General features: G+C 67.0%; 28 protein-coding genes and 2 pseudogenes. 14 read left to right on the top strand and 16 right to left on the bottom strand.

Annotated features, from left to right (window positions below; all coding sequences use genetic code 11):
• Positions 1 to 5: 5 nt before the first annotated feature.
• Genes cas7c through ACFOVU_RS11360 form a run of 4 tightly spaced genes read right to left on the bottom strand, consistent with a single transcriptional unit; the run spans position 6 to position 5596 of the window.
• On the bottom strand, positions 6 to 905 hold the full coding sequence (gene cas7c, locus ACFOVU_RS11345; RefSeq protein WP_378532629.1) for a type I-C CRISPR-associated protein Cas7/Csd2: 900 nt from the start codon (positions 903 to 905) through the stop codon (positions 6 to 8).
• Between the two features lie 14 nt (positions 906 to 919).
• Entirely contained in the window at positions 920 to 2707 is a 1788-nt protein-coding gene (gene cas8c / locus ACFOVU_RS11350) for a type I-C CRISPR-associated protein Cas8c/Csd1 (RefSeq protein ID WP_378532631.1), read from the bottom strand.
• Between the two features lie 4 nt (positions 2708 to 2711).
• Positions 2712 to 3401 (bottom strand): type I-C CRISPR-associated protein Cas5c, encoded by a 690-nt coding sequence (cas5c, locus tag ACFOVU_RS11355; protein ID WP_378532633.1) that lies wholly within the window; start codon positions 3399 to 3401, stop codon positions 2712 to 2714.
• Entirely contained in the window at positions 3398 to 5596 is a 2199-nt protein-coding gene (locus tag ACFOVU_RS11360; RefSeq protein ID WP_378532636.1) for a CRISPR-associated endonuclease Cas3'', read from the bottom strand. Before ACFOVU_RS11360 ends, cas5c begins: the two co-directional genes overlap by 4 nt.
• 306 nt (positions 5597 to 5902) lie before the next feature.
• On the opposite strand from ACFOVU_RS11360, the gene ACFOVU_RS11365 reads away from it, so the two are divergent.
• Positions 5903 to 6187 (top strand): P27 family phage terminase small subunit, encoded by a 285-nt coding sequence (locus ACFOVU_RS11365; protein WP_378532638.1) that lies wholly within the window; start codon positions 5903 to 5905, stop codon positions 6185 to 6187.
• A gap of 878 nt (positions 6188 to 7065) precedes the next feature.
• On the opposite strand, the gene ACFOVU_RS11370 is transcribed toward ACFOVU_RS11365, so the two are convergent.
• The 4 genes and pseudogenes from ACFOVU_RS11370 to ACFOVU_RS11385 all read right to left on the bottom strand — a co-directional run.
• Entirely contained in the window at positions 7066 to 7902 is an 837-nt protein-coding gene (locus ACFOVU_RS11370; RefSeq protein WP_378532640.1) for a hypothetical protein, read from the bottom strand.
• Positions 7903 to 8071: 169 nt separating this feature from the next.
• On the bottom strand, positions 8072 to 9070 hold the full coding sequence (locus ACFOVU_RS11375) for a hypothetical protein (protein ID WP_378532642.1): 999 nt from the start codon (positions 9068 to 9070) through the stop codon (positions 8072 to 8074).
• Between the two features lie 87 nt (positions 9071 to 9157).
• Positions 9158 to 9370, bottom strand: a complete 213-nt coding sequence (locus ACFOVU_RS11380) for a hypothetical protein (protein ID WP_378532644.1) — start codon at positions 9368 to 9370, stop codon at positions 9158 to 9160.
• Positions 9339 to 9623: pseudogene (locus tag ACFOVU_RS11385) on the bottom strand (DUF6221 family protein); the annotation flags it as partial. The pseudogene ACFOVU_RS11385 and the gene ACFOVU_RS11380, both read right to left, overlap by 32 nt.
• 37 nt (positions 9624 to 9660) lie before the next feature.
• Between ACFOVU_RS11385 and ACFOVU_RS11390 the strand changes: the two are divergent.
• Positions 9661 to 10185, top strand: a complete 525-nt coding sequence (locus ACFOVU_RS11390; protein WP_378532646.1) for a hypothetical protein — start codon at positions 9661 to 9663, stop codon at positions 10183 to 10185.
• 59 nt (positions 10186 to 10244) lie between these two features.
• On the opposite strand, the gene ACFOVU_RS11395 is transcribed toward ACFOVU_RS11390, so the two are convergent.
• Both ACFOVU_RS11395 and ACFOVU_RS11400 read right to left on the bottom strand, forming a co-directional pair.
• Positions 10245 to 10439 (bottom strand): DUF397 domain-containing protein, encoded by a 195-nt coding sequence (locus ACFOVU_RS11395; RefSeq protein ID WP_378532649.1) that lies wholly within the window; start codon positions 10437 to 10439, stop codon positions 10245 to 10247.
• Between the two features lie 10 nt (positions 10440 to 10449).
• A complete protein-coding gene (locus ACFOVU_RS11400; RefSeq protein ID WP_378532651.1) occupies positions 10450 to 11298 on the bottom strand; it encodes a helix-turn-helix domain-containing protein in 849 nt (282 codons plus the stop codon).
• A gap of 179 nt (positions 11299 to 11477) precedes the next feature.
• Between ACFOVU_RS11400 and ACFOVU_RS11405 the strand changes: the two genes are divergently transcribed.
• The 5 genes from ACFOVU_RS11405 (at position 11478) to ACFOVU_RS11425 (ending at position 13402) form a co-directional block, all read left to right on the top strand.
• The gene (locus ACFOVU_RS11405; protein ID WP_378532654.1) at positions 11478 to 11969 is read left to right on the top strand and encodes a hypothetical protein; all 492 of its coding nucleotides are present in this window, start codon (positions 11478 to 11480) and stop codon (positions 11967 to 11969) included.
• Between the two features lie 109 nt (positions 11970 to 12078).
• Entirely contained in the window at positions 12079 to 12327 is a 249-nt protein-coding gene (locus ACFOVU_RS11410; RefSeq protein WP_378532656.1) for a hypothetical protein, read from the top strand.
• Positions 12327 to 12575 (top strand): hypothetical protein, encoded by a 249-nt coding sequence (locus ACFOVU_RS11415; protein ID WP_378532827.1) that lies wholly within the window; start codon positions 12327 to 12329, stop codon positions 12573 to 12575. Before ACFOVU_RS11410 ends, ACFOVU_RS11415 begins: the two co-directional genes overlap by 1 nt.
• Before the next feature lie 11 nt (positions 12576 to 12586).
• Positions 12587 to 12703, top strand: coding sequence for a hypothetical protein (locus ACFOVU_RS11420; protein WP_378532824.1), 117 nt, complete (start codon positions 12587 to 12589; stop codon positions 12701 to 12703).
• 135 nt (positions 12704 to 12838) lie between these two features.
• A complete protein-coding gene (locus ACFOVU_RS11425; RefSeq protein ID WP_378532658.1) occupies positions 12839 to 13402 on the top strand; it encodes an AMP-binding protein in 564 nt (187 codons plus the stop codon).
• Positions 13403 to 13901: 499 nt separating this feature from the next.
• Here ACFOVU_RS11425 and ACFOVU_RS11430 read toward each other — a convergent pair whose 3' ends face one another.
• Positions 13902 to 16223 carry a tetratricopeptide repeat protein gene (locus tag ACFOVU_RS11430; protein WP_378532660.1) on the bottom strand — a complete coding sequence of 774 codons (2322 nt, stop codon included), beginning with the start codon at positions 16221 to 16223 and terminating at the stop codon, positions 13902 to 13904.
• Entirely contained in the window at positions 16220 to 16585 is a 366-nt protein-coding gene (locus ACFOVU_RS11435; protein WP_378532662.1) for a hypothetical protein, read from the bottom strand. The genes ACFOVU_RS11430 and ACFOVU_RS11435 overlap by 4 nt, the downstream gene beginning before the upstream one ends.
• Positions 16586 to 17120: 535 nt before the next feature.
• Here ACFOVU_RS11435 and ACFOVU_RS11440 point away from each other — a divergent pair.
• Genes ACFOVU_RS11440 through ACFOVU_RS11450 form a run of 3 tightly spaced genes read left to right on the top strand, consistent with a single transcriptional unit; the run spans position 17121 to position 19722 of the window.
• Complete coding sequence (locus tag ACFOVU_RS11440; RefSeq protein WP_378532664.1) at positions 17121 to 17471, top strand: hypothetical protein; 351 nt, start codon at positions 17121 to 17123, stop codon at positions 17469 to 17471.
• Between the two features lie 50 nt (positions 17472 to 17521).
• Positions 17522 to 19186, top strand: a complete 1665-nt coding sequence (locus ACFOVU_RS11445; protein ID WP_378532667.1) for a polymorphic toxin-type HINT domain-containing protein — start codon at positions 17522 to 17524, stop codon at positions 19184 to 19186.
• On the top strand, positions 19183 to 19722 hold the full coding sequence (locus tag ACFOVU_RS11450) for a hypothetical protein (RefSeq protein WP_378532668.1): 540 nt from the start codon (positions 19183 to 19185) through the stop codon (positions 19720 to 19722). The genes ACFOVU_RS11445 and ACFOVU_RS11450 overlap by 4 nt, the downstream gene beginning before the upstream one ends.
• A gap of 120 nt (positions 19723 to 19842) precedes the next feature.
• Here ACFOVU_RS11450 and ACFOVU_RS11455 read toward each other — a convergent pair.
• Both ACFOVU_RS11455 and ACFOVU_RS11460 read right to left on the bottom strand, forming a co-directional pair.
• A pseudogene (locus ACFOVU_RS11455) lies at positions 19843 to 20987 on the bottom strand (glycosyltransferase family 2 protein); the annotation flags it as partial.
• A gap of 112 nt (positions 20988 to 21099) precedes the next feature.
• Positions 21100 to 21633, bottom strand: coding sequence for a GNAT family N-acetyltransferase (locus ACFOVU_RS11460; RefSeq protein WP_378532671.1), 534 nt, complete (start codon positions 21631 to 21633; stop codon positions 21100 to 21102).
• A gap of 158 nt (positions 21634 to 21791) precedes the next feature.
• Between ACFOVU_RS11460 and ACFOVU_RS11465 the strand changes: the two genes are divergently transcribed.
• Both ACFOVU_RS11465 and ACFOVU_RS11470 read left to right on the top strand, forming a co-directional pair.
• Positions 21792 to 22142: a hypothetical protein gene (locus tag ACFOVU_RS11465; protein ID WP_378532673.1), complete on the top strand. Its 351-nt coding sequence runs from the start codon at positions 21792 to 21794 to the stop codon at positions 22140 to 22142.
• A gap of 192 nt (positions 22143 to 22334) precedes the next feature.
• Positions 22335 to 23306: a helix-turn-helix domain-containing protein gene (locus ACFOVU_RS11470; protein ID WP_378532675.1), complete on the top strand. Its 972-nt coding sequence runs from the start codon at positions 22335 to 22337 to the stop codon at positions 23304 to 23306.
• 521 nt (positions 23307 to 23827) lie between these two features.
• On the opposite strand, the gene ACFOVU_RS11475 is transcribed toward ACFOVU_RS11470, so the two are convergent.
• Positions 23828 to 23986: a hypothetical protein gene (locus tag ACFOVU_RS11475; RefSeq protein ID WP_378532677.1), complete on the bottom strand. Its 159-nt coding sequence runs from the start codon at positions 23984 to 23986 to the stop codon at positions 23828 to 23830.
• The gene (locus ACFOVU_RS11480) at positions 23983 to 24369 is read right to left on the bottom strand and encodes a hypothetical protein (RefSeq protein ID WP_378532680.1); all 387 of its coding nucleotides are present in this window, start codon (positions 24367 to 24369) and stop codon (positions 23983 to 23985) included. The genes ACFOVU_RS11475 and ACFOVU_RS11480 overlap by 4 nt, the downstream gene beginning before the upstream one ends.
• An 86-nt stretch (positions 24370 to 24455) precedes the next feature.
• Between ACFOVU_RS11480 and ACFOVU_RS11485 the strand changes: the two genes are divergently transcribed.
• Together ACFOVU_RS11485 and ACFOVU_RS11490 are read left to right on the top strand one after the other, a co-directional pair.
• Positions 24456 to 24638: a hypothetical protein gene (locus ACFOVU_RS11485; protein WP_378532682.1), complete on the top strand. Its 183-nt coding sequence runs from the start codon at positions 24456 to 24458 to the stop codon at positions 24636 to 24638.
• A gap of 322 nt (positions 24639 to 24960) precedes the next feature.
• Positions 24961 to 25323, top strand: a complete 363-nt coding sequence (locus tag ACFOVU_RS11490; protein ID WP_378532684.1) for a hypothetical protein — start codon at positions 24961 to 24963, stop codon at positions 25321 to 25323.
• The last annotated feature ends 64 nt before the right edge of the window (positions 25324 to 25387 follow it).

Below are 25387 nucleotides of genomic sequence, written 5' to 3' on the forward strand. Positions count from 1 at the left end.
CGTCCTCAGCCCACCAGCGGGGTCAGGGTGATTCCGGGGGGCAGGTCGGCGTCGTCGACGTCGACCTTGTAGTCGGTGAACGTACGGACGCGTCCGGAGTAGGCGTCGACCTGTGTCGCGGTGATGCGGTCGAAGAGGGTGTGGGCGGGTGCCTTGCCGAAGGCGTCGTCGTGGGTGAACACGTAGAGGCCGCGCAGTGCCATTTCACCGCGGGCGGCGGCGCGGTCGTGTTCGAACATGGCGGTCATGGCGCGCCAGAGGGCGTCGAGGTCGGCGGTGGTGGCGCCGGTGCGTTGGGCCAGTGGGGCGCTGAAGTGACCGAATCCTTGGTAGAGGCCGTAGGAGACGGTGTGCTTGGTGCCCAGTTCGGTGGTTTCGCCACGTTCGATGTGGTCGGTTTTGGTCTGGGTGACGCGGGTGATGCCGTGGGCGTGGTCGGCGATGGGGTGCAGTGAGCGGGAGAAGGTGAGCTGCACGGGGCCTTGGACGCGGCCGGCGGGTTTGTCGCCGGTGCTCATTACGGCGCCGAACATGCGCACGTCGAAGAAGGTCTGGCACATCCATGCCTGTGCGCGGCGCTGGTTGTCCGGTGCGTTCTTCTTGTTCTTCTTGTCGCCTTGGAGGTCGAGGGCGGTGTAGGCGCGTTCGTGCTGGGAGTTCAGTGAGACGCCTTCCTCGACGTAGATGTCGTAGCCGGGCTCTCCGTGCTTGAACAGGGGGATGGTGTTGCGGATCTTGCGTTTGATGGCGACGTCGGTGACGAGTCCTTGGCCGGTTTCGGGGTCGCTGCGGGGGGCGCCGCCGGCGTCGGGGTCGCCGTTGGGGTTGCCGTCGCGGACGTCGAAGAGGTAGACGAAGTCGTGTTTGCGTGCCGGGTTGAGGTGGGCGGTCGTGGTGGTGGTCATTGGGTCTCCCTTTTTCAGCTGTCGGTGGTGGTGCGGTCGCGGCGCTGCTTCATGTCGTGGGAGTGCTGCTGGTAGTAGCCGAGGCTGAACAGCGCCTGGCCCTGGTGGTCGAGGATGTCGGGCAGGGGTTCGTGCAGGAGGTCGTGCAGGGTGCACAGCTGGGTGAAGAATGCGCCTGCGGCGGCGTTGTCGCTGCCGTGCTTGCTGGTGCGCAGGCGGCGCAGGTGTCCTTGGGCTTTGCCCAGGAGGGGCTCCATGCGGGCCCGGGGCCGTCCTTTGGCCGAGCCCAGGAGTTTGTCGGCGATGGTGGTGTTGGGGCCCTCGCCTGTTTCCCTGTCGCGTAGCGCGCGGTGTTGCAGTGATTCGAGTACGGCGAACATCCGGCCGGCCACGTAGGCCGGGTCGGTCTGGTCGGGGTCGAGCACGGGTGGGACCTGCCTTCCGGTGGAGCTGTTGATGCGGTTGAGCATGAGGCGGAGCAGCGCGGCGCGGGGGTGGTCGATGCGGCCGTCGGCGCCGATGCGGTGGTTGAGGTGGTGGAGGAGGTGGCGCCGGGGGCGGCGGCCGTGCAGTGCTGCGGTCATCAGGTCGCGTTCGGCGTGGTCGGGTTGGCTTCCGGAGATGTAGCGCCACCCGTTGTCGGTGTCGTGGCCGCGTCCCAGGCTGTGCGCCATCATCCACAGCGGGGCTTTGGAGGGTGCGTCGGAGCGCCAGTCGGCGATCTCGTGGTCGCTGAACCACGCGGTGATGTGCTCCAACGCTGCGGTGAGGGGGGTATCGATCCAGTCGCGGATGATCACGCGGCTCTCGTTGGCGGAGAGGGTGAGGGCGTAGAAGGCGTTGGGGTCGATGGCCGTGGTGGCGTATCCGCTGCGGGCTTTGTGGAGTTCGGTGAAGATGGCGGCGACGTCGCTGGGCCGGGCTTCGCGCACCGACCGCAGCGGGTTGATGCTGGCCGGTTTCTTCATCCACCACACGGTGACGGCGTCGGCGCTGCGGTGGCGGTGGTTGTCGTCGGCGAGCAGCGCGTTGAGTACGGCGGCGGCCTGGCCCCCGCACCTGAGGCACAGCGGGATGTCGGCGAGCTGGGTGCGGCCGCCGCGGCCTTGTGCGGGGGTGTTGACGGAGAGCAGCTGGGCGTCGCGGGTGCTGCCGGCCGCGGCTGGGATCGCGCCGGATTTGATCGGTTCGGGCAGTGAGTCCAGGAGGGGTGCTTGCTGTGCGCAGGAGAGGCAGATGCCGGTGTTTCCGGGGGCGCTCTTTCGGGCGGTGACGGTGCGCTGCCAGCATTCCTGGGCGGTGGTGCCCAGGTGGGGCCAGTCCTGGCCGGCGATGCGCACGGCGATGGGGTCGGTGGGTTTGGCGTGTGGGGGGATGACGGCGTTGAGGTGGTCGCCGCGGCCGAAGAACGCCAGGACGGGGCCGGTGGCGGGGTCGCCGGGCTCGGTGTCGGCCCAGGTGTTGAGGAGGTCGAGGTAGGTGTCGTTGCGGCGGTTGGCCTCGTTCTCATCCTTGGGGGAGTCGCCGGCGGGCATCGCCAGGACGTATTGGAGCTTGTCGACCAGCAGCAGCGGCGGGGGTTTGTTCCCGGACCGGTAGACGTAGGGGGCCGGGATGCGGATGCCGTGGGTGTGGTCGGCGTCGGCGAGGTCGGTGATCACCGCGCGCCCTTGCGCGTCGCGGTCGAGCGCGTGGCCGTGGGCATCGATGGTGATGGCCCAGCGCAGGGTGCGGATGCGGTAGTTGGGCGGGGGCAGGCCGGGCACGTGGCGGGCGTGGTCGGCCAGGGCTTTCAGCAGCATCGGTTCACCCCCGTCCGCCGGTGCGCCCGGCAGTGGTTCCGGGTAGCTCGGCGCCCTGGGGCGGCACGTGCAGGATGCCGTGGTCCAGGCTGGCGTGGAACCAGCGGTAGGTCTCGCGGGGACCGGTGTAGTCGATGCTGTGCAGCATGACGCCCAGGTCCTCGCTGGTGGTGATCGTGGGGCGGTCGGTGGGTTTGGTGAAGGAGGCGGAGAACTCCCGGACGCCGAGGAAGGGCTGGGAGAAGCAGGCCCCGCGTTCGACGCGGCGGCGGAACTGGTCGCGGTATTTGGCTGGGGGGCCGTCGGCGTGGTCTCGCACGTCGATGTGGGCGTAGATGCGGTAGGCGACGTCGCGTAGCCCGACCATGTTGCGCTGGTCGCGGTCGTGGGCTGCGTCGTAGCGCAGGCTGGGGTCGGCCATGGCGCGGCGGACCCAGTCGGCGGAGGTGGTGGAGGCGACCTCGTTGCGGCGCACCGAGAACCATTCGATCGGGCGGAGTACCTCGATGCGCTCGAGGCGGTACTGAAATTCCGGTTTCCAGAAGATCGCCTCCAGCAGCCCTTTGGCCGCGGAGGGGGTCATCACCGGGTAGCTGAAGCGCTCGGTCTTGAACTCCGGTCGGGTGAAGCAGGCGTAGGGGCCGTTCACCTCGACCGCAAGGGGCGGGTGGGCCGGCCGGTTCGTGGGGGTCAAAAGACGTACTCCTTGCTGTCGGAGATCTCGATCCCGCGGAGCGGGTGGTAGTCGCCGAGCCATTCGACGAGGTCGCCGATCACGGGTGCGACCAGCGTGGCCGCCGGACCTGTGAGGAGGTGGCGGGGCAGGGCCGCGACGTAGGGGCGCAGTTCGCGCAGGAGCCCGCCCGCCGCGACGCCGCTGCGCAGCAGCGTCAGGATGTGGCGGATGCGTTCGGCTTGCGCGGGGTAGTGGTCGGTCACCACGACGGGCACGGTGTACTCGTCGATCATGCGGAAGAGGCGGTCGACCTTGGGGAAGTCCATGGCGGCCCGGGCGTCCTGGATCTCCTGCCCGTCGGGTTCGACGTTGGTGAGGGCGAATCGCTCCTCGTAGTAGGCGTCGAGCGCGTCGAGGTCGTCCGGTTGGGCCTTGCCGGGGCCGAAGTACATCCGGGTCACACCCAGGGCTGCGCCGTAGACGACGTCGCCGCCGGCGCCCCTCTTCTCCGGGTCGTCAGGATCGGTAAGGTCAAAAACGACCACGCGGCCTGTGTCCCGGTGCCCGGAGCGGTTGCACCGTCCCGCCGCCTGCTGCATGGCCTCGGCGGTGGCGAACGCCCGGAAAACGTGGGGAAAGTCCAGGTCCACCCCGGCTTCGACCAGTTGTGTGGAGATGACGGCGACGTCGTGGTCGCCGTCGTTGAGGGCGCGGATGCGGGCCACGGTCTCCTTGCGGTGGCGGGCGATCATCCGCGTGGACAAGTGCAGCACCGGCCCGCGTCCCTCGGGGCGTTCGTGCTCCACGAGCCGGTGCAGTTGACTGGTGTGGGCGGTGGTGTTGCAGATCGCAAGTACCGATCGGTGTCCGGCGACCCTCTGGGCGACCTCGCCCAACGTGGGGGCAGGGTCGGTCCACCACTCATAGGCGACGCGGGACAGGCTCTGGTAGAGCGGGGCCGGTTCGGCGATCACGTCGCGCGCCGGGACGTGCTTGAGCGGGCTGAGACCGAAGAACGCCGGCTGGGTGGCCGAGGCCAGCAGGACGGTGACGCCGAAGTGGTCGGTGAGGGTGCGCAGCACCGACAGGATCGGGACGAGGAGCCGGTCGGGCAGGGATTGGACCTCGTCCAGGACGAGCACCGAACCCGCCAGCCGGTGCAGGCGCCGCATCGCCGCGGGACGGCGATCGAAGAGCGACTCGAACAGGCGCACGGTGGTGGTGACGACGAACGGGGCGTCCCAGTTCTCCGCGGCCAGCCGCGCCCACCGGTCCCCCGCCGCAGCATCGTCCAAATCCACCCCGCTGTGGTGCTCCAGGACCACGGGCCCCTCGCCGGGGAGTTCCAGGAGGTCGCGGTACTCCTGGGCGTTCTGCTCGGTGATGGACATGAAGGGCACCGCCACCACCACGCGCCGCAGACCGTGGACCTGGGCGTGGTGGAGCCCGAAACCGCCTGCCGCGAAGGTCTTCCCCGAACCGGTGGGGGCCGGCAATCGATAGATGCCCTGAGGGCCCGCCGCTGCGGCGATCGCCTGTTCGTAGACGCGGCTGCGAATCGCGTCCACCGGCGAGGGCATGCGGCCCTTCAGCTTGGCCCGGCGCCGTTCCTCATACCGGTTCGCCAGATCCTTTGCCTGGAGGCCGTGCTCCGCGCGGGGGTGCCCGTGGAAGTGCTCCTCGGTGTCGAGGAAGTCGGCGTCGACCACGGCGCTGTAGACCATGCGGACGAACAGATCGACCACGAGCGGGTCCACGGTGGCCACGTGCTCCAGCCATGTCGGCAGCCCCGGCCCCTTGAGGATCTCGGGAACGTCGCGGGCGACCCGGTCGATGGCCTCCTGCACCGACACCGCGCCCTCGGCATCAGCCCAGATGAGCGCGTTCCTCAAGTCCGAATCCGACGGCAGGCCACCGTGGTGGCCGAGCGCGACCCCGCTGAGCGGCCCCAGGCCGACGTGGTCGGCGAGCCACGCTCCTGCATGTTTGTGAGGCACCCCCACTCTGCCGCCGGTGCGCTCCGCGCGCATGAGTCCGTTCTGCCACTCGCACGTCGCCTTGCCCACGTCATGGGTCACCCCCAGGTAGCCGGCGACCTCCCCGGCCCCGAATACCTCCGCATGGCCACGCGCCCGCCGTTGGGTTCCCCGGAGATGATCCTCCAGGGCATGACGATTTCCATCGTCGTTCGCACTGTGTCCCCATACATCCATGAATACGACCCACTGTCCCGAAAATGATGATCCCGCAGACAGCTCAGAAAGGTACAGCAGTCCTACGACAGATCAGGGAGACTTCACCAGAACTCCGAAAGAGCAACACGTCCGATCAGGAAGAACTTCGCAAACAACACTTGGAGATAAAAACAGGACTTCTCGAACGGAAACGCACTGATACTCGGACGCTACGCATACGACAGATACCGCCGCAGCGGACGCAAGGGATGACGAGGACCACCCCTTATCCCGGCCTCCCCGAACCACCCGAAGAACTGGACGGCGCGACACGGGCGATCTGGGATGAAGACGTCGCCGAACTCGACGCCATCCGACCGCCACCAGCTTCACGCCTACGTCGATGCCGTCCGCCTCCACGCCCAGGCGCCGGTCCTGGTGCAGCGCGCTGGGCAGCTGATCAAGGACGGGGACGGCGGCCTGCGGACTAACCCGGACGTGCGCATCCAGCGAGAATCCAGCCGAACCATACTGTTTCTGGCCAGGGAATTCGGCCTCATGCCGGCGGCTCGGGTAGGGCTCGCGAACGAGACCGTCTACCATAACCATGCTGCCCGGCTACTCGGGTGATCTCTGTTCACCTAGGCCCAAATAAACTTGTTCTTAGTTTAAAAGCGCGAAGTTTTTCTTTTTTAAAACCTGCGGAGCTGGTGAGATCAAGACTCAGGAGGAAGAGCGAAACGGCTGCGGCGGCCGACAGCAAAATCATCCCCGCTTGGCGAAGGGTGGGCGTGCCGGAAATCCCCGCGAGGGACCCCGCCGTCGGACCGAGCCCGCACATGATCGCAGCGGCGACAACACGCACTGTCCTGCGTGTATCCCTGTCACCGCCGGTTCGATTCACACGGAGCAGAGTACTGCATCGTCTGCTCTGCTGGACAAGCCATGACGGCAGTTAGACAGGGACGGCGCCCTCCGAGCGAACCTGGCTGTACGCGTCCAGCAAGAAGCCAGCCGGGACCATGCTGCTGCTCGCGCGCGAGTTTCGAGTTGACGTCCGACCGAGGATTCCAAGACCACGAGAGCCGCTTGTTGGACTAGGTCTTTCTACTGAAACAATTCCGCAATTCCGCAGTGAAAGCGTATTTTGCCTCAGTGATCCCAGAGTCGTCCGCGAGCCCTCCGGTGGTGGCCGGAGGGCTTAAACGTACAGGAGGGGGATTTTACGAATTCATTGTGCCATTCATGTCAAACCGGCGGGCGGCGTATCCTCGGGCGGGCGCGTTTCCGGCGGGCGGGGTCATTTTTCTCGGGGAGTTCGGCGAGGTCGAAGGTTCGGATTCCGCGCCGCTGCCAGCGGGTTGCATGGCCTTCTGCGTGCTACCGGTAGAGGGTGCGAATGGGGCGGCCGGTCCATGCTGCGGCGGCGTGTACGTCCACGAGGCGAGGTGTCACGGGTCCACGATACCGATCCTCCTCGGCGTCGAGCTCAGGGCTGAGCCCGGTCGCTACAGGGTGCCGATGATGTCCAGTGCGGAGCGGGTGGCTTGGAACGTCCCATTCGCTAAATCGAGGAATCCTTGAACCCGGGCGACGAGCTGACGCCCTTTGGGGGATTCAACGTCGGATTCCTTTTCGATATCGGATGCGTAGTGATTCGCGCGTTCTGCCTCTGCTGCGGATGACGCCATTCGGGCGTCGGCGCGCAATGCCTCTGCCAGTTGCAAAGCCATTGACCGGCCGTCAGTATACTGATTCCCTCGAACGCTAGAATTATCCCCTTGGGCCGCCTGCACATTGGTGGAGTTAATGATATTCTGATGATAGTATGACGATTTTGGATTCAATTCTCGCTCAAGCATGATCCATCCTCTTTCCGTCAGGGATACGATCGTTGTGTCTTCATACCCAAATTGAATTATCCCATAGTTGTACAGATTTGATAGGATGATCCACAATGCGCGAGGATGCAATTGGGTGCCGCGATATGCCCATCCTTTCAGGGAAATGAGATCTCCTCGATTTCCACTCGCTCGGAAAATGTCCGCCAGCAGCTCTTGTTGTACGCGCCCGCGCCCAAGGTGGTCCAGCTGCATTTGTGCTCTCTTGTTGGCACCCAATATTTCGTGGGGTCGAATGTCCGCAAACATACTGACACCAATCGCAACAATGACGGTCAGCCAGTAGATTGCCAATCCGAGTCCGCTGCCGTCATCCTCGATGAACCATGCGCTGATCAGTAACAACGGGACGCTCACCACCACTATGGCGAGTATAAGGACGATAAATACGTTCCGCTTATCCTCTCCGTTTGTCATTTTGCGCAGCATGGTCAGCGTGATCATTGCAATCACCATGGTGATCCAGTATCGATGAGGCAAGGCTATGAAGGAAGACGTGCTCATCCGGAGTGAAGCTGCCGCCAGCAAGCCAAATAAAATTATCCATTTATCCCAGGCTGATACCCTTGGTCGATTTGCGCTCACATTGCCCGCCTCGTTCCGATGAATTTGGTCAATTCATACCGATAATCTCTAGTATGGACCTCGTCGCTTGATATGAACCATTTGCCAGGTCGAGGAAACCTTGGATCTGGGCAACAAGCTGTTGTCCCTGTGCGGATTTCACGGTTCCTGCGGATTCGATCTCGCGAGCGTAGTGGTTTGCGCGGTCCTCCTCGGCCGGGGAGGTCGTCACGCCGGCATCAGCACGCAACGCCTCAGCCAGTTGCATCGCTAGGGACTGACCCTCGGAATGCTGATCCCCGAGAATTCTGGAGTTCTCCCCCTGGGCTGCCTGTACGTTGGTCGAGTTGACGATATTCTGATAGTAGTTAGACGACCTCGGATTTAGACGCCGCTCGCTCTCAATCCACCCTCTTTCCGTCAGCACGACAATCGATCTAGCACCCGCGTACGAAATGAGACCTTCGTGATACAGATCCGAAAGAAGTATTCCGATCGTTCGGCTATGTGCACGGATTCCATTGTATGTCCACCCACTCGTATGAATGCGCTCGCCGCGAAATCTGCTCAGCCTGCATATGAACGCCAGTAAGTCCCACTTGGCTTCGTTGCGACCGAATTCGTGAAGTTGGCGTAGTGCCACTCCGTGTTCTAACCCTGACGGAGTCGACTCGACAGTCCGTACGCCAAATGCGCAAGAATAGAGCGCGAACACCACTCCCAGCCAATAGATCACCCATGCGATTTCGACTAAGCCATGCGTCACTACGTATATTTCAACCAGAGATAACGGGATTCCCCACGCGATAAAAAAGACTACGATCGCAATGAATACACTGCGCCGATCCTCGCCATTGCGTTTCCCGTGCAGCGAGAAAAGCGTAACCACTGAGATAGTCAGCGTGGCCCCATATCGATATGGCCAAGGTTCGGGCATGATTCCCTGCATGCTGGATACCATACTCAGCAGGAAAGACGCGCAGCCAAGGAGCGCAAAGGAAATGATCCAGATTTTCTCTGCGGTGGTCCATGTTTCATTTGCGTTCACCCTTGCCTCCCCGCCATCCCGGAAGGAATTGATTCTAACAATCTGATTGGTGGCGCGAAAGTGGTTTCGACGTCCGCATGATTGTGATCATGGGTTGGTTTGTCGGGGCGGTCGGATGGCGATGGTCAGGCTGGCGAACTCGTCGAGAGTGATCGTTCCTGCGTGGGGTCCGCCGTGCTCGAACTCGGGGATGATCGGCCCGTCAACGTCGCCGCGGTTGACGGTACCGGTGACCCACCGGTAGCGGAGGTACAGGTATTCGCCGGTGTCAGTCCAAGCGTCCCATTTGGGATGGGGCATGCGGAGCAAGTTTCCACGGCCCGGACGACCGTGATCGTGGCGTCCATTCCTGTCGGTAGTCGGGTTGGTCTGCGTAGACGGCGGCGAGGAAGCGCAGCACGCGGACATGCGGTGCGGGATCGCCGAGATCCGCGGCTGCCTTGTAGGCGTCCACGAGTGCCCGTTTCGCTGACACCTCGGAGAGCACTCGCCCGGGGTGGTGGCGGGCGATGTGGTCGGCGGTGGCCCACTTCTGTTCGTCGGGCACCTGGCCGAGTCGGCGGCAGTCGGCTACGGGGGTGCCATGGGGCGTGTCGTCGGTGGCGTTGTCGGCGTGGACGTCCGAACCCGGCCGTCCCGATCACGGCCGTGCCCCGCTCGCCAGCGTCGTCATCATCGCCGACCGGCTGTCCGCAACCGTCCTTCTCCACCGCATCAAGGTCGCGGGCAACGGCGTCCTTGACCGACGACCGCGCGAAGCCCCTGGCCCGGATCCCGTCACTCTGCTCTATCTCACGCTGTACCCGCCAGTCCTGGCCGAACAGACCCTGATCGACAGCGCATTCCCCAGGTCGTCGGCTCCGAAGGAGGTGATGTCGATGGTGTCGGGGAACAGCAGGCCTTCGAGCCGCATCGCCGCGTTCGTCATGGAAGGCGACCTTGGCCGGAGCCTTCAGTGCCGGGAGGGGGATCCCGGCATCGACCCGGAACCCGCATCATCTACTTCACGCTGTGTGAGGGCTCCACACAGAGTGAGCCAGAACCGCCAGAGCGAACAGAACCACCGGATCGTGCCGGGCGTGCTCCGGCTATCCAGCCGCTGCCCGGCGCGGTAGCATGAGCGCGGGTTGAGTAGGGCCCCCAGCCGCGCTGGGGGCCTTCGTTGTTCCACCGGTCAGAGTTCGCCGGCGCCTACGGCCTCGACGAAGGCGCGCCACTCGGCGTGGTTGAACTCTAGGTGCCCCGCCGGGTTCTGGGAGTCCCGCACGGCGACGCCGCCGACGCGTGCGGTCTCGGCGACCTCGACGCAGTCGTTGGCGCCGCTGAAGCTGGACTTTCTCCAGTTCAGGCGGGTGGGTTGAGTAGTCATTCTGGGCTTTCTATCGGAGTTGCTTGGCCCGCTCCGCCAGGTAGGCGTCGGTCACGTCCGGATGCAGCGACTTGGCGTGCAGCCCGTTGAAGATCCTGTTGTACCGCTCCACCTGGTCGGCGTGATCCAGGTACAAGCCGTCGGAGTCCGTCTCGATGTACACCACGTCGGGATCGGTCCCTGCGAAGTCGAGTATGACGAACGGACCTCCCATCCCGGCATGCTCCCCAGCGTCGAACGGCAGGATCTGAACGGTGACGTTCGGCTTCCGGTTCCACTCGACGAGCGCCTCAAGCTGGGCGCGATGGACCTCTGTACCGCCGACGGGACGGACGATCGCCGCCTCGTCGATGATGGCCCAGTAGTCCAGGTGCTGGTCGTGGATGCGGCGTTGCCTTCGGCCCTTGCTCTCCTGGATCTTCTCGGCCTGGCCGAACTCCCGTGTGACATCCGCTCGCGACATCGCGAGCGCGTAGTCGGGCGTCTGCAGCAGGCCAGGCAGGCGCGTGGTCTGGAAGGTCCGGATCCCGTGCGCCTCGGCTTCGAGACCGACGAACTCCCCGGTGATGACCTCGCGGTACTTCTCCCACCAGCCCCGCTCGCGCGACTGCTTGGCCAGCGCCAGCAGCTCTTCGCGCCGGGCTTCGTCGTCCACACCGTAGAGGTCGAGCAGGTCGCGGACATCGCGCAGTGAGGGCCGCTTCCACTGGGCTCCCTCGATGCGGCTGATCTTCGACTGCGCCCACTCCAGCCGCGACGCCACGTGCTCGGCCGTGAACCCCGACAGCTCCCGCAGCTCCTTGAGCTGACGCGACAGCCGTCGCAGTCGGACGGTCGGGCTGTGCTCCCCGTTGGCCACCTGCCACCTCCCATGTGAATCGTAATCCCGGGCACGAACAACCCCATATCAGCATCATCTAATTTAGATATTTCAAGTTCGAGGTTGCCAGATCACCCCGCTCGCTGCACGATGGAGGTACTCAACCCCTTGCCGGACCGCCCATCCGGCCCGAGAACCCCCTTGGGGGAACTATGCGATTGCGAAGGCTGATTCTGCCGTTGCTCCTGCTCGTGGGAGCGATCCTCTCCCTCGATGCGGGCACGCCGTCCCGGCGTCACTCCCATCGCCGCCGGCCGCCGGCTGGAGAGCCACTCGGCGTTGCCGTCCCGTCTCGGACGCAGCCGTCCCCGGCGGCACCAGAGCCTCCGAGCGAAGAGCGGCTCGACCGCGACCAGCTCCAGGCGTTCTACGAGCTGGCCGAGTGGTCGTGGTTCGCGCCGCTGTGGGACTTCCGCATCGACCGCGGCTCCGTGGCCTGCTACACCGCCCGCCACCGCGTCGAGCACGACACCGTTCTGGCGGCGAGCACTCCGGAACTCCTCCGCGAGGCGCTGGAGCAGTACCAGCCGTACTCGCCGACCCGCCCCCGCCTCACTCACCGCGAGCGCTTCGAGCGTCAGCGCGAGGAGGAGATCAAGGATGCGGCCCGCGCCTCGGGAGAGTGGCCCGACCTGATGGGGGGCGCCTAGTGAGACGCCCGCCGCGAGGGCGCCGCGTGCGCCTCTACCTCGTCGTCCACACCGCGCGCCGCATCCGCGCCCTCCAGGCCGAGCTGGCCGACCTTCTCGGGGAGGCCCGGTGACGATCCTCTTCCAGCCTCAGCCCGATGGCGAGCTGAGCACCTCCGACGAGGAGATGCTGCGAGTCGCGGGACGCGCTCTCGATACGGCGGCCGACGCGCTCGCGACCGTCGGCGAGGGGAAGGTGCGTCCCGGCACCCAGGCGCCCACGGTCTTGGGCTCCCGGCTCGGATCGATGGAAGGCCAGGCCCGGCGCATGGCCGAGGAACTGGCGGCTCTGCGACGCAGGCCACAGGGGGACGGTTGATGGAGATCTCTGGGCCCGACGTGATGAGGCTCCTCGTTGCCATCGAGTGCCAGCGCGGGTACGTGGGAGGAGCGGTCGTTCGTCGGGACCCGGCAGTGGCCGTCGCCGACCTCGACCGAGCGCGTACCGCCGCCCTCGACACCGTCAGGCAGATCGACGTGATGCGCAAGCGGTTCGGCGCCTCGGTTCGGTTCCCCTCGACGACGACCTGCTCACGTCCCGCCAGGTGGCTGATCTCTATGGGGTGACGCCGAAGACGGTGAACCGGTGGGCGCGTGACGGGCTCATCGCCGTGATCGTCTCCCCGGGCGGAGGGCACCGCTATCCCGCGCCGCAGTTCGCCAACGGACGCCGCCCCATCGCCCCGAGAGGATGAGCGCGCGCCCGGCGGGACCGCGGGCTCGATGAGCATCGCGCGCCCCCAGGGTGATGCCAGAAGACCTGCGGCCCGGTCGGTTGATGCTCGCCGCCCCGATCGCGCGCCGCGTCGCCGAGCTGTGGAACGCCTGCGGTGCCGACCGAGGTGGCCGGGTGGACGACGCTGGCCCGCGTCGACCCCGAGGCGCCCGACACCTCGGTCGGGCGGCCGCTGGCCAACGGCTCTTGCCGCGTGCTCGACGCGGACCTGCGCTCCGTCCCCGCCGGCGCGGTCGGGCAGCTGTGCATCACCGGGGCGGGTGTCGCGGTCGGCTACATCGAGCGCGCGGGGCTGAGCGCCGACCGGTTCCGCCCGGACCCCTTCGGCGGCCGCCGGCGGCTCTACCTCACCGGCGACCGGGCCCGGCTGCGCGCGGACGGCCGCTTTGAGGTGCTGGGCCGCGACGATCGGCAGGTGAAGGTGCGCGGGCACCGCATCGAGCCGGACGAGGTCGAGGCGGTGCTGGGGCAGGCGCCCGGGGTGTGCCACGCGGCCGTGGCGGTCCCGGGCAGCGAGACGGCCGGGCTGTTCCTAACCGGGTACTGCGTGGGGGATGTCGGCGAGGCGGAGCTGGCGCGCGGCGCGGCCGGGGGTGCTGCTGCCGGCCATGGTGCTGGCCCGCTTCCGGCGGCTCCGCGCGCTTCCGCTGACGCCTAACGGCAAGGTCGACCACGCGGCGCTGGCCCGCACCGCGCCGGTCCGCGGGCGGTGCGCGGCCGCGTACCGAGGCAGATCACCGGATCGTGCGGATCTGCCGGGATGTGCCGAGCCTCGATGACGACTTCCTGTCGCTGGGCGGGACCTCACTGTCAGCGGCCGTCCTGGCGGCCCGCCCTCGGCGAGTGGTGTGGTGTGCGGCCGTCGATACGCGAGCTGTTCGACGCGGGCACGCTCGGCGAGCTCGCCGCCGCGGTCGCACCGGCGCCGCCCCCGACGCGGTAGGAGGAACAGGATGACGGCCGCACGCCCGCTGCGCGTGATCGCCGCGCGGCGCGGACGGCTGCGGAAAACTCGTGATGGGGCTCGTCGCCAGCCGCAGGGACGCCGACCGTGCGGCGGCTCGGAGGCCGCTCACCCCGCCCCTGCGTGCCCTTGGCGCAGGTACTCCAGGTATTGCTGTGTCGCGTATGCCTGTTTGGCCGCGAGGCGATGGGTGTCACTGGTCGCCTCGTAGCCTTCCACTGCGTGTTCGAAGGCGCGTATAGCTTCCCCAAGCCGCCCCATGTCGACCAGGGCGATGCCGAGGCCGCTCCACGCCGGCTTCGCCGTGGCGGTCGCCGACCTCCTGGAACAGCGCACGGGCGGTGGTGTGGGCCTCGATCGCCTCCTCGAACCGCCGCACCTCAAGCAGGACGGCGCCAAGGCTGTCCCACGCGCCGGCTTCGCCGTAGCGGTCGCCGAGCTCCTCAAACAGCGCACGGGCGGTGGTGTGGGCCACGATCGCCTCCTCGAACCGCCGCACCTCAAGCAGGACGGCGCCAAGGCTGTCCCACGCGCCGGCTTCGCCGTAGCGGTCGCCGACCTCCTGGAACAGCGCACGGGCAGTGGCGTAGGCCACAATCGCCTCCTCAGACCGCCGCACATTGACCAGGGCGATGCCGAGGCCGCTCCACGCCATGGCCTCGCGGTGGCGGTCGCCGGCCTCCTGGCTGTAGGCCAGATCGTGCTCGTGGGCGGTGATCGCCTCCTCGAAGCGCCGCACCTTGGCCAGGGCGTGGCCGAGGCCGTGCCAGGCGGCAGCTTCGCCGTGGCGGTCGCCGGCCTCCCGGGACAGGGTGCGGGCGGTGGTGTGGGCCACGATCGCCTCCTCGAACCGCTGCACCTCGGCCAGGGCGATGCCGAGGCCGCTCCACGCCATGGCCTCGCCGTGGCGGTCGCCGACCTCCTGGAACAGCGCACGGGCAGTGGCGTGCGCCTCGACCGCCTCCTCGAACCGCCGCACCTTGGCCAGGGCGATGCCGAGGTCATTGCACGCCGTCGCCTCCCAGGCCTTCTGGCCGGCCGAGTGGGCGATGTCGCGGGCGAAGGTGAACAAGGTGATCACGTCGTCGAAGCGGCGCCGACGGTTCAGGTAGGCGTGGAGGGTCAGGGGCAGCAACATCGCGGCCACGATGTGCCCAGCCTGGTGGGCGGCGTGGGCAGCAGCGCTGAGGTTGGGGAATTCGGTGTCCAGCCACGCCAGCGCGTCAGCAGCGTCGGTAAAGGCGTCGGGAACCGTGTCGCCGGGCAGCGCCCGCAGGTGGGCGGCGGCGGCCCTGGCCAGTTGGATGTAGTGATCCAACAGCCGCATTTGGGCGGTTTCTGGGTGGGTGTCGGTGCGGCGGGCGAGGTGGTGGCGGGCGTGGTCGGTGAGCAGGTCGTGCATCGACCACCGGCCGTCGGGGTGGGCGGTGAGCAGACGGGCGGCGGCCAGGTCCTCCAGGATTTCCTCGACCTTGTCCGCGTCCATTCCGGTCAGGACGGCGGCGGCCGCGGTGGAGATGTCGGGGCCGGGGTTGAGTCCCAGCAGCGCGAAGACGCGGGCCTGTAGGGGGGTGAGGCGCTCGACCGACAGGTCGAAGACGGCCTTCACCGCGCGTTCGCCGTCGTCCAACTGGTCGAGGCGCCGGCTGTCGTCGGCCAGACGCCGTGCCAGCCGGGCCGCGGTGAGGTTCGGGGAGCGCACCATCAGCGCGGCGCTGATCTCCAATGCCAGCGGCAGATGCCCGCACCACCGGGCGACCTCGGTCAACTCCTCGGTGCGGCTGCTGCGGGCATCATCGGCGCTGAGGACCGCGGCCAGCAGTTCCACGGCCGCCGCCGATTCCAGGACGTCGAGGTCGATGCGGCGGGCCCCGGTCAGCGAATGCAGCGGGCTCCGGGAGGTCACCAGCAGCCGGTGCCCGCCGGGGCCAGGCAGCAGCGGACGCACCTGGTCGACGGTGGCGGCGTTGTCGGCCACCACCAGCACCGGACGATGCCGCTCGTCCCGCTTGCTCAGGGCGGTGAGCGCGGAGCGGTAGAACGCGGCCCGCTCCTCCACCGTGGGCGGAATCTCCTCGACGTCCACGCCCAGGGAGCGCAGCAGGCTGTCCAGGGCGGCGTTCGCGCTGACCGGTCGGGCGCCGGGGGTGTAACCGCGAAGGTCCACGAACAGTTCCGCACAGAACCACCCCCGCTCCCGAGCCGCACCGCCGACGGCCAGGGCCAGAGCGGTCTTGCCCACCCCGCCCATCCCCGCCACCGCCGACACCACCACCCCCGCCTGCGCCGACGGGGTTCCGGTGGTGGGGTCAAGGGCGCCGAGCAGCTCCCCCATCTGCGCGCCGCGGCCGGTGAAGGCGGCGGGCGGAGCGGGCAGGGCGTGCAGCGCGGTCACCGGGGCAGCCGGGTGATGGTGGTGCTCGACCTTCTTGCCGATGACGTCGCCCCCGGCCCTGATGCGGGACAGGTGAATGCGGTCCCCTCCGGCGAAGCCCTCGGTTTCCCCCCGGGTCATGGGGCCGCTTCGGGAGGCGGCGGCGTGGTCTCCTGCGTGCCGATGACATCGCCGCCGGCGCGGATACCCCGCTGGCGGATCCGGTCCCGGCCAGACCGCCCGCGCCCGCTCTTCGCCACCACCGCGCCCTCGGCGCGGATGCGGGACTGGACGATGTCGTCACCCGCCACCGGAGGATGGGAGGCATCGTTGGAGGGCGAGGCCAGGGCGCGCAGCAGCGCACCGGCGGCCACCGACGCGCAGCTCAGCACCCCCGCCACCGCATTGCCGGGCTGCCACCCCTGCCCCAGCACCACCCAGGACAGCGTGGCCAGCACTCCCACCCCACCCGCGACGTACAGCACCCGTTCGATGGTCGTCATGCCCTGAGTCTGCCCCGCACCTGCGGCCCTAGGGTCGTCTGGACCCGTCCTGGCGCGAACCGGCCACCGCAATCGGCGCCAATCTGGAGACCGCGCGTGCGCGGACCATCAAGGCGCGCGCCCTCGGCGCGGACCTCGTCGTGTTCCCCCGACTGAGTCTGCACGGCTACGCCCAGGGGGCGGCCGTGGAGGACACCTCCCTGCCGCCGACGACCCCCGGCTGCTGGAGCTCGGCGCCTACGGCCCCGACGTGATGGTCGGCCTGTACGAGCGGGCGGGCGGGGCCGAATTGCTGACACCGCCATGCCGACTCACGAGATCGTGTGGCGACTCCAGCAACTAGCGCTGGCCCGCCCCCTCACGAGGGCATCAGCTCGCGAACCGCCGCGTCGCTACCGATTTGGGAGTGATCCTGTCCGGGACCGGCCACAGGCGAGCGTGACCCCGAAAAGCTGTCGCGATCTGGTGACACATAAACTACCCTTTGCTACCACCCCCAATGCTGGCCACTCCAAGGACCCCTGTGCGACGTGAAATGCCGAACGAAGTCAAGACCACTCGGGTCGTCCTGTTCATCATGGCCGCCATCTACGGAATCACCGTGGTGGTGAACCTGGTTCCAATCGATCCGGCCGTGCACGCCAACCTCGTCCTCACCTGCTGGCCTGGAGCGTTCTGCCTCGCGTTCGGGCTGCGCATCCCAACGGGCGGGCGGGTGCTCATGTGGTCGATCCTCGTCCTGCTCGTGATCCGCATCCTCTGGTCGGTGGGTGTCTTCTTCGGCGGCGACCTGGCCGGCATCACCCAGTTGATCCTTCCGATCATCGCCATGGTCTGCCTGCTGCGCGCACGCTCCCGCCTCTACTACCGCACACCCGTCCACTAGACGCGGCCACGCCCCTTCCGCCCCCTGCCCGCCCCCAGGACCGGTAATACGTGTTGCGCAGGATCCATGACCCTGAGCGAGGCGCCAGCTTCGTCGAGTACGGCGCGGTCATCCTCTTGGTGGCCGCCATTGCCTCGATCGTCCTGTCTTCTGGGATCCCTGGGCGCGTCAACGGCCTGGTTGAGGACGGGCTCAACTCCATCTCCGGTGACGGGAACACCGACCAGCAGGCAGGGCAGGATGGCGCCCCCGGCAGCGATGCGGAAGACCTCGAAGGCGGGCCGGAGGATCAGGAAGGGGTGGAGGGCCCGGAGTTCGAGACGGCTGACAACACCGTCCCGGACGCGGTCAACGCCACGCCTGCCTACAATGACGGCACCTCCACATATACGCTCACCTTCGCCGGCTACGGGGATGGGTTCCGCGATTCCTTCGAGGAAGGCGCCTCGGAGTGGTGGGCCGGCGTTGAAAACGAATGGGACACGGTCGAAGAGAAGGGCCCACTCCAGTACGGGCAGGACGAGGTCCTGGAGAGCTGGGACGACCTACAGGAAGGGCTTGACTACGCCCAGCAGCGCTACGACGAGATCGAGCAGGAGACCAACGACAGGTTCTGGTCCCGCTGGGATAACGGCAATTACTTCCGGGCGCTCGGCGGCTACGGTGCCGATGCGTTCGCCGACACGCTCTGGCGCAACCCCATCTCCCCAGGCGGTGCTGTGCGAGGCTTCATCAGCTCCTTCTACGACGACGAGGCCATGGAGGCCGTCAACGAAGGAGACGATGCGCGCGCCGACGGACGCGTCGCCTGGAACTTCCTAGCCCACTTCCTGAACCCCATCAGCAAAATCCGTGATCTGACACCTGACGTCAATGGCCCACGGCCAGGCGACAGCGAATCGTCAAGTGAGAGCTCGGAGCAGGGGCGCAACGAAGATGAGGACGAAGAGGGGAGAGATGGTGCGAGCTGCCCACCAGGGAACAGCTTCGTGCCCGGAACCCCGGTCCTGCTCGCCGACGGCACCGCGATGCCGATCGAGGACGTGGTGGTCGGCGACGAGGTCCTGGCCTTCGACCCCCTGACCGGCGAAGAGGGCCCGCGCGAGGTCACCGACACCATCACCGGCGACGGCCAGAAGACCCTGGTCACCCTCACCACCGACGCGGGCGACGGCACGACCGACACCATCACCGCCACCGACGAACACCCCTTCTGGTCGCCAGAGCCAGCCGAGTGGGTCGACGCCATCGACCTGGAACCGGGCACCTGGCTCCGCACCTCCACCGGCACCTGGGTACGGGGCACCGCCGTCGAATCGGAAACGGTCCAGGACCAGCGGGTCCACAACCTCACCGTGGAGGACCTCCACACCTACTACGTGGTCAGCGAGGCTGGATCCGTCCTCGCGCATAACAATTCATGTCCCCCATCTTCGGTCGAAGGCCCAGGTGGCGAGGAGTTGCCGATTCCGCAAGGGGTGGCGGGTGTTCCCGTGGAAACCGGAAAGGGATTGCAGTATGATATACCTGCCGGGACGCCCGGGCTGGATAGCAGAGTGGCCTTTGTTCGCGTCATGGATCCAGTCACAACAGGAAGATATCAATATCCGAACGGATATATCGTTTATATGAATTCCGGGGGTCAGACAGTGAATCCCATCACAGGGAGAACAGTTCCCAGGAGCAGCCCCTACGCGCACATTCCACTGCCGTGAATATCATTGATGAGATCCTTTGGGGCGAGGACTGGGCCAAACAAATCCAAGGGATGGACTACGACCCTCTGGTCGAGCCAGACGCCCTGGCAGAGACTCAGCTGCTGGATCTTCGCGTGCACGCACTTTCAGGGAGCGCCGCAGCCTTATTCGAAATGCGCACATCATTGCAGTTCGACCGAGGAAACGCGGGAATCCTGATTTTTCGAAAAGTTCGTTCCGCCTCGTGGGAACTGGGCAATCCGCACAGCAATGCAATCGCCTACAGCGTAATGCAATCGCGCCCTCGGCAAAATTCGGAGATCGTTGAATTCGACGTGCGCACGCACCCGAGATCAATGCTGTTCCTTGCTGGCGCCGCTGCTGAATTCTATTTGGTTGACGCACATGGGATCGACGAGGCCCCACCGGACTATGCGCAACAAATGAGCGAAATAGTCAAAGGGATACCTAATTGGGGATCGAAATTTTCCTTCATTGAAGGATCCCGTTCCCTGGGCATCCCTCAAGCATCTCGTGACATCGACACATCTTGATGGTCGCAAGAGACCGGTTATCGAACATCTCCTCTCTTGCCCCGGGATCCGATGAGCTATACCAACAAGCTTCCCAGGCGTAACTCCTGAAGGCGGAGGCACCCTTGACGTGCGACCAGGTCAAACACCCCTATGTTGCGTGTGAAGGGCGCGGGTGACCAGGCCGGCGGGCAGCCAGCAGGCCACCGCGAGCGCTAGGTGGGCGCGGGCTTCGGTGGGGCGGGCCCGCATGGTGGTGATCGCCCACTCCAGGGCCGCTCCTCGGCGGCCGCCGCTGCCTCGGCGAAAGCGATTTGGCCGGTGATCCGGGCGTGGCCCCGTGGGATCAGGCGGAACTCGGGGTACTGGTCGAGCAGCCAGCGCAACGCGGTCGAGATGGTCTGCCAGCGGCCGGTGAAATAGGACTGGCGGTGCCACAGCACGCGCACCTCCGCCTCTGGGATGTTGCGGATCGGGGCGCGGCGGGCCATTCGCAGGAGGAGTTCGTAGTCCTCCCCGTAGCTTCCCGGGATCTCCTCGCTGACCGGGCCGCAGCCGTCGACCAGGGCGCTGCGGCGGATCAGGAACGTCGAGGGGTGCAGCTCGGTGAGCCGCGACCTCAGAAGGTCGGCGAAGGTGATGGTCGTGCGTTTGAGGACCCGGCGGACCTCGGTGCGGTCGTAGGCGACGTTGATACCGCAGCACACCATCTCGGTCTCGGGCTCGGCGCGCACCACCTCGACCTGGGCGCGGAGTTTGGCCGGCAGCCAGGTGTCGCCGTCGTCGCAGAAGGCGACCAGGTCGCTGGTCGCCGCGAGGATCCCGGTGTTGCGCGCGCCCGCCAGCCCCGGGCTGAGCGTGTTGCCCATGACCCGCACCGGCCGGTCGCCGCTGTCGTGGGTAAGCGAGTGGTCGGGCCGGTCGTTGTCGTAGACGACCAGGCTGGTGATCGTGCCCTGGTACTCCTGCGCGGCGATGGAGCGCAGGGTGCGGCGCAGGAGCTCGGACCGGTCGCCGCGGGTCGGGACCACGACGGTGACGTCGGGCCAGCGCTGGCCGAAGGGCAGCGGGGACGGTGGGGGATCCGCCAGCCCGCTGCGGGCTGCGGGACGAGCAGGTCGATCAGCCGCCCCGCCTCGCGGGCGGCGGCGGGCGTCGGCGTCGTCCTCGGCCCCCGGCCCAAGGCGGAACTCCGCAGGATGGTCGAGCGCCTTGTCGAGAGCGGCGGTGAACTGCTGGTAGCTGGCGCAGGAGAGCACCCTTCCGGGGGCGCGCTCAAGGCGCCGCTGCACCCACTCGGCCAGCGCGGTTCCGGTGCCGGGGGCGGCCGTCGCCACGATAGCCAGCAAAGCGTCTTCCAACGTGGGGAGCTGGTATGCGGCTGTGCTCGCGCCACTGTCAGGGCGTCCATTCGTCGTCGAGGATGGAGTGCACCACGGAGTCGCGCCATGCGCCGCGGGTCCGCAGATGCCGGCGGATGCGCCCTTCCTCGATCATGCCCGCGCGCTCCATCACCCGCTTCGACGCGACGTTGTCAGGTGATCGCGCTCCCCACAGCCGGTTCAGCTCCAGCTCGGCGAAGCCGAACGTGAGAAGGAGGCCGACCAGCTCTGCGCCGAGTCCTCGCCCCCACACCTCCGGTCGCAGGGCGAATCCGATCTGGCCGCTGTGGGGCCGCTCGTCAATGCCCAATCGGGCCGCGCCCACGAGGTCATCTGTCGTGTCCGCGACGGCCTGCATGTACACGGTGCGCGGCTTGACCGTAGCGTCCGCGGCCGCGGAACGGATGATCGCCTCGCATTGGTCGAAGGTGCGAGGCTCGAACGATAGATGACGGGTCGCCGCTTCGTCCCCGTAGACCGCGAGCAGACCGGTGACGTCGGCCGGGCGGAGTTCCCGGAGTCGAAGGCTCGGGCCCTGTACGTCGATCACGCCCCGAGGCTAGCGCTCAGGGTGGGTGCGGAGGTTGGCGTGGTCGACCCCGCCGTCGTGGAAGCGCTAGCCGAGGGCGGCGTCGAACTCACGCTGGGTGAGCGCTCCACAGAAGTTGAGCCAGAACCGGGATAGGCATCCACCCTGGGAGGTGTCGCGTGGATCTCCTGCTCGGCCTCATCGTCATCGGCGTCGTCATCTTCGCCGGGATCACGATCATCAATTGGGCCATCGATAACGACTGGCTGACAACAGACCGCAGCGGGGGCGGCGGCGCCGGGTACACCGGCAGTTCCTCCGACGGCGGGTACGGCGGAGATGGGGGGCGAAGGAGGAGACGGCGGAGGATGACGACGGCCCGGCCCCTGATGGGGGCGCCGGGTCTTCTGCTGTCAGTCGTCCTTCTTGTCCTGCTCACCGTCCGGTTCGGGTACGGGATCCGACTGCCCGATGTCCTCGGGGACGTCCGGTACGACTGGCCGGGCCGCCGCCCCGGGCGATGGGGGTGAGCGTGGGTGCCATAGGGCCTCTAAACCCGCAGATGGAACGGTGCTCTAGAGGTCGGCCACTACGAGTCGGCTTCCCAGCTTGCCTGCGATCTCGACGCATGGCCGGTCAGGGACACTTCGGGTGACACGGTGTACCCGCCGCACTACCGTCACCGAATAGCGGCCGTGTGAGAACAATACGAGGTAGCGACGATGATCGAAACGGAGCTTTCCACCGAGCACCTCCCGCCGAGCGACCGGTTCGCCTATTGGAACGAGATCTATCCCCAGGCACTCGTGCCCTGCGTTCTTCAATCCGATGCCACCGACGACTTCCGTGTGCGGGCGCTCCACCTTGACCTGGGGTCCGTGCAGGTCTCCAAGATCGCCATGCCATTGAGCCGCGTGGTCCGGCCGGCCAGGCTCGTTCGCCAGCGCGACCCCGAGACCTATTTCCTGTTGTGCAATCTACGCGGAGGCCACCAATTCACCCAGGCGGGTCGCGAATCGTTCTGGGGACGGCGGGAGCTGCTGTTCTACGACTCCTCGCGCCCGTACCACGGGACGATGCTCCCCGAGGGAGACGACGAACGCTCCACCTTGATCATCACTCAGTTTCCCCGCGACCTACTCCCGCTGCCGCCCGACGAGCTCGACTCCCTCGTCTCCACCAACCTGCCCGGCACGGGGATCGAACCGTTGCTGATCCACTGCCTCTCCGAGCTTAGCTATGGGAGCAGGCGTCACACTCCCGCCGACGCCGCCCGCCTCTCATCGGTGGCGCTGGACCTGATCACCGCACTGTTCGCGCACATCCTGGAAGCGGATGCCGCAGTGCTGCCCGAGACCCACCATCGCGTCCTCGCCACCCGGATCCGCGCGTTCATCGAGGCCCGCCTCCCCGACCCCGGCCTTACCCCGGCCGCCATAGCGGCGGCCCACCATATCTCGCTCGGACACCTGCACCGTGTCTTCGACGCAGGCAGAGGCCAAGGGGTGGCCGCCTGGATCCGACAGCGCCGCCTCCAGCGCTGCCGCCGCGACCTGTCCGACCCCGCACTGGCCGTCCACCCCATCCAGGCGATCGCCTCGCGCTGGGGATTCACCGATAGCCCCCACTTCAGCAGGGTCTTCCGCGCGGCGTACGGCATGAGCCCCCGCGAGTACCGCCACCAGTGGGAGTAGCGCCGCGCACGGATCGACAAGAACCGGTGACGCATCGACAAGACGTCCGCGGCCCGCACCGGCAGTCTCGACGGTGCGGGTCACATCTCAGCGCACCCGGAGGGGTGCGCACCCGTGCGAAGGAGGACCACCGTGCACAAGCTGCTGCTAGGGGCTGTCTTCGGGGCCACTGTTCTGGCTTCTCCCACGCTCGCTCCGAACTCCGAGGCCGCTGCTTCACCCGTCCTTGCCGACAGCGCGCAGACGTACGACGCCCAAGCCTGCGCGCAGACGTCAGGTAACACCGCCGGGGTGTGCTTCTACCCGGCCAGAGGAAACCGTCTCACACTCTGGGACAACGCGTGCGACGGCCACAGGGCATACGCCGAAGTCGCGTACGACGCGAGAAATTACGAATGGAGGCCCACGACACAGTGCGGGCGGAACTACTCCAGAACAATCACCTATAACGGGGGACAAATCAGGGTGAGGGCGTGTGTCGAGGACTGGGGGGAGAACACGTGCTCGAGGTGGGCCATCTACTAGTGAACGTGTCCGCTTGGTCCGCTGTTGTGGGAGTGGTCGGCGATCGACTCGGGGTTCGCCACGCCAGCGATGACCCACACAGTGCGCGGGTGGCGCTTGAGCAGCCTGACGTCGTAGAGGAAGTCGACGGCCGCGGTGTCGTGCTGGTCGGTCATGGGGCAAGCCCTTCTACCCTCCGCTGGATCATCCGAAGAGCGTAGAGCACCTCTTTCAGTTCCCGTCGCGATTGCGAGGACACGGTCCCCTCGTCGAGAGTCTTGGAGACGATCGGCGCCAGGTCGCCCGCGATCTTCCCGCTGAGCAGGGTCGGCTTGCGGATGATCAGAGCCCAGAGGGTCTGGACGACCACGTCAACGTAGGCGTTGCCGGCGTCTGTCAGCTTGGTCACGAGGTGACGGAGCAGACGGTCGCCGCGCCAGGAGTCGAGGTCGAGCTCGACCATGAAGGTGTCCGCCAGCTGCGGGTCGGCGATCTCCCCGAGCCAGTACGACCAGTAGTTCAGGTTCGCGATCTCGCAGGCGTCGGTGGAGATGTGCACGTCGATGAACCGCGGCAGCGCCTCGGCAGCGCCGGTGCGCGCCAGGGAGTGGGCGCCGGAGCGGACGACCGCCCACGACGTTGTCCATGTCCGCCGTCATCAGTCCTGACGCGCACGGCGGGACCCTCCCGGATGAGGACATCGCTGTGGTGCGGGGGCTCGAACTCGATGTCGACACCTTCACGCCAGCAGCCGAGTTCGAACGGCGGCTCGAACCGCTCCGGATCGTCGGACCGCACCTGCCCAAGCACATGAGCCGGCGGGAGTAGAAGACGGCGAAGCGCACACCGCCGGGGGCGGTGCCTCTCAGCGTAAGGATCCGGTTTCATGAGACTCAAACCCGTAGGAACCTCCGAATTCGTGACCGAGTGCATGCATACGACTGCGCATCGTATTGAATCTCGTCTACGGTCAACACCCTTGGATGGGGCACTGGCTTCGCCGGACACGGCACTGTCCGGTCCCCCGCCGCGCGGTGGCCGACTCGGGACGTACCCCTTGGATTGTCTCCGCAGCGAACCATAATGCGTTCAACCGGTTCACCCCTCCGCCCACGATTCCTCGAACCCGCCCCGCCCCGAGGAGCCCTCCGTGGCCCGTGACCTCCCCACCGAACTCAAGGCAACCCGCATCCTGCTGTTCGCCTTCGCCGGGCTGTCCTTCGCCGCATCCGCCGGCACCCTGATCTCCTGGGGTGCCGCACCCGGCATGATGCTGGCGACCTTCCTGTTCGTCGCGCTCCCCGGCGCCGCCGCCCTGCTGTTCGGGGTGTTCGTCGCCCGCGGCGGGCCTCTGCTGTTCTGGCTGCTCATCGTCATGTGCGGCTTCTGGGTGCTGTCCGCGCTGAGCAACGTCGCCGCCGGACCGGCGTGGATGATCCAGATCCTCTGGCCGATCGCCGTGCTCGCGCTGCTCCTGCGCCGCCCCTCCCGGGACTTCCTCCTCCCCCGCTGACGGGCCCCACCCCGTTACCCCTCTTCCCTCTTCCACCCTCGACTTCGCCTCCCTCCCACAGCCC

The organism is Nocardiopsis sediminis (assembly GCF_042650565.1).
Classification (GTDB): Bacteria; Actinomycetota; Actinomycetes; order Streptosporangiales; family Streptosporangiaceae; genus Nocardiopsis_B; species Nocardiopsis_B sediminis.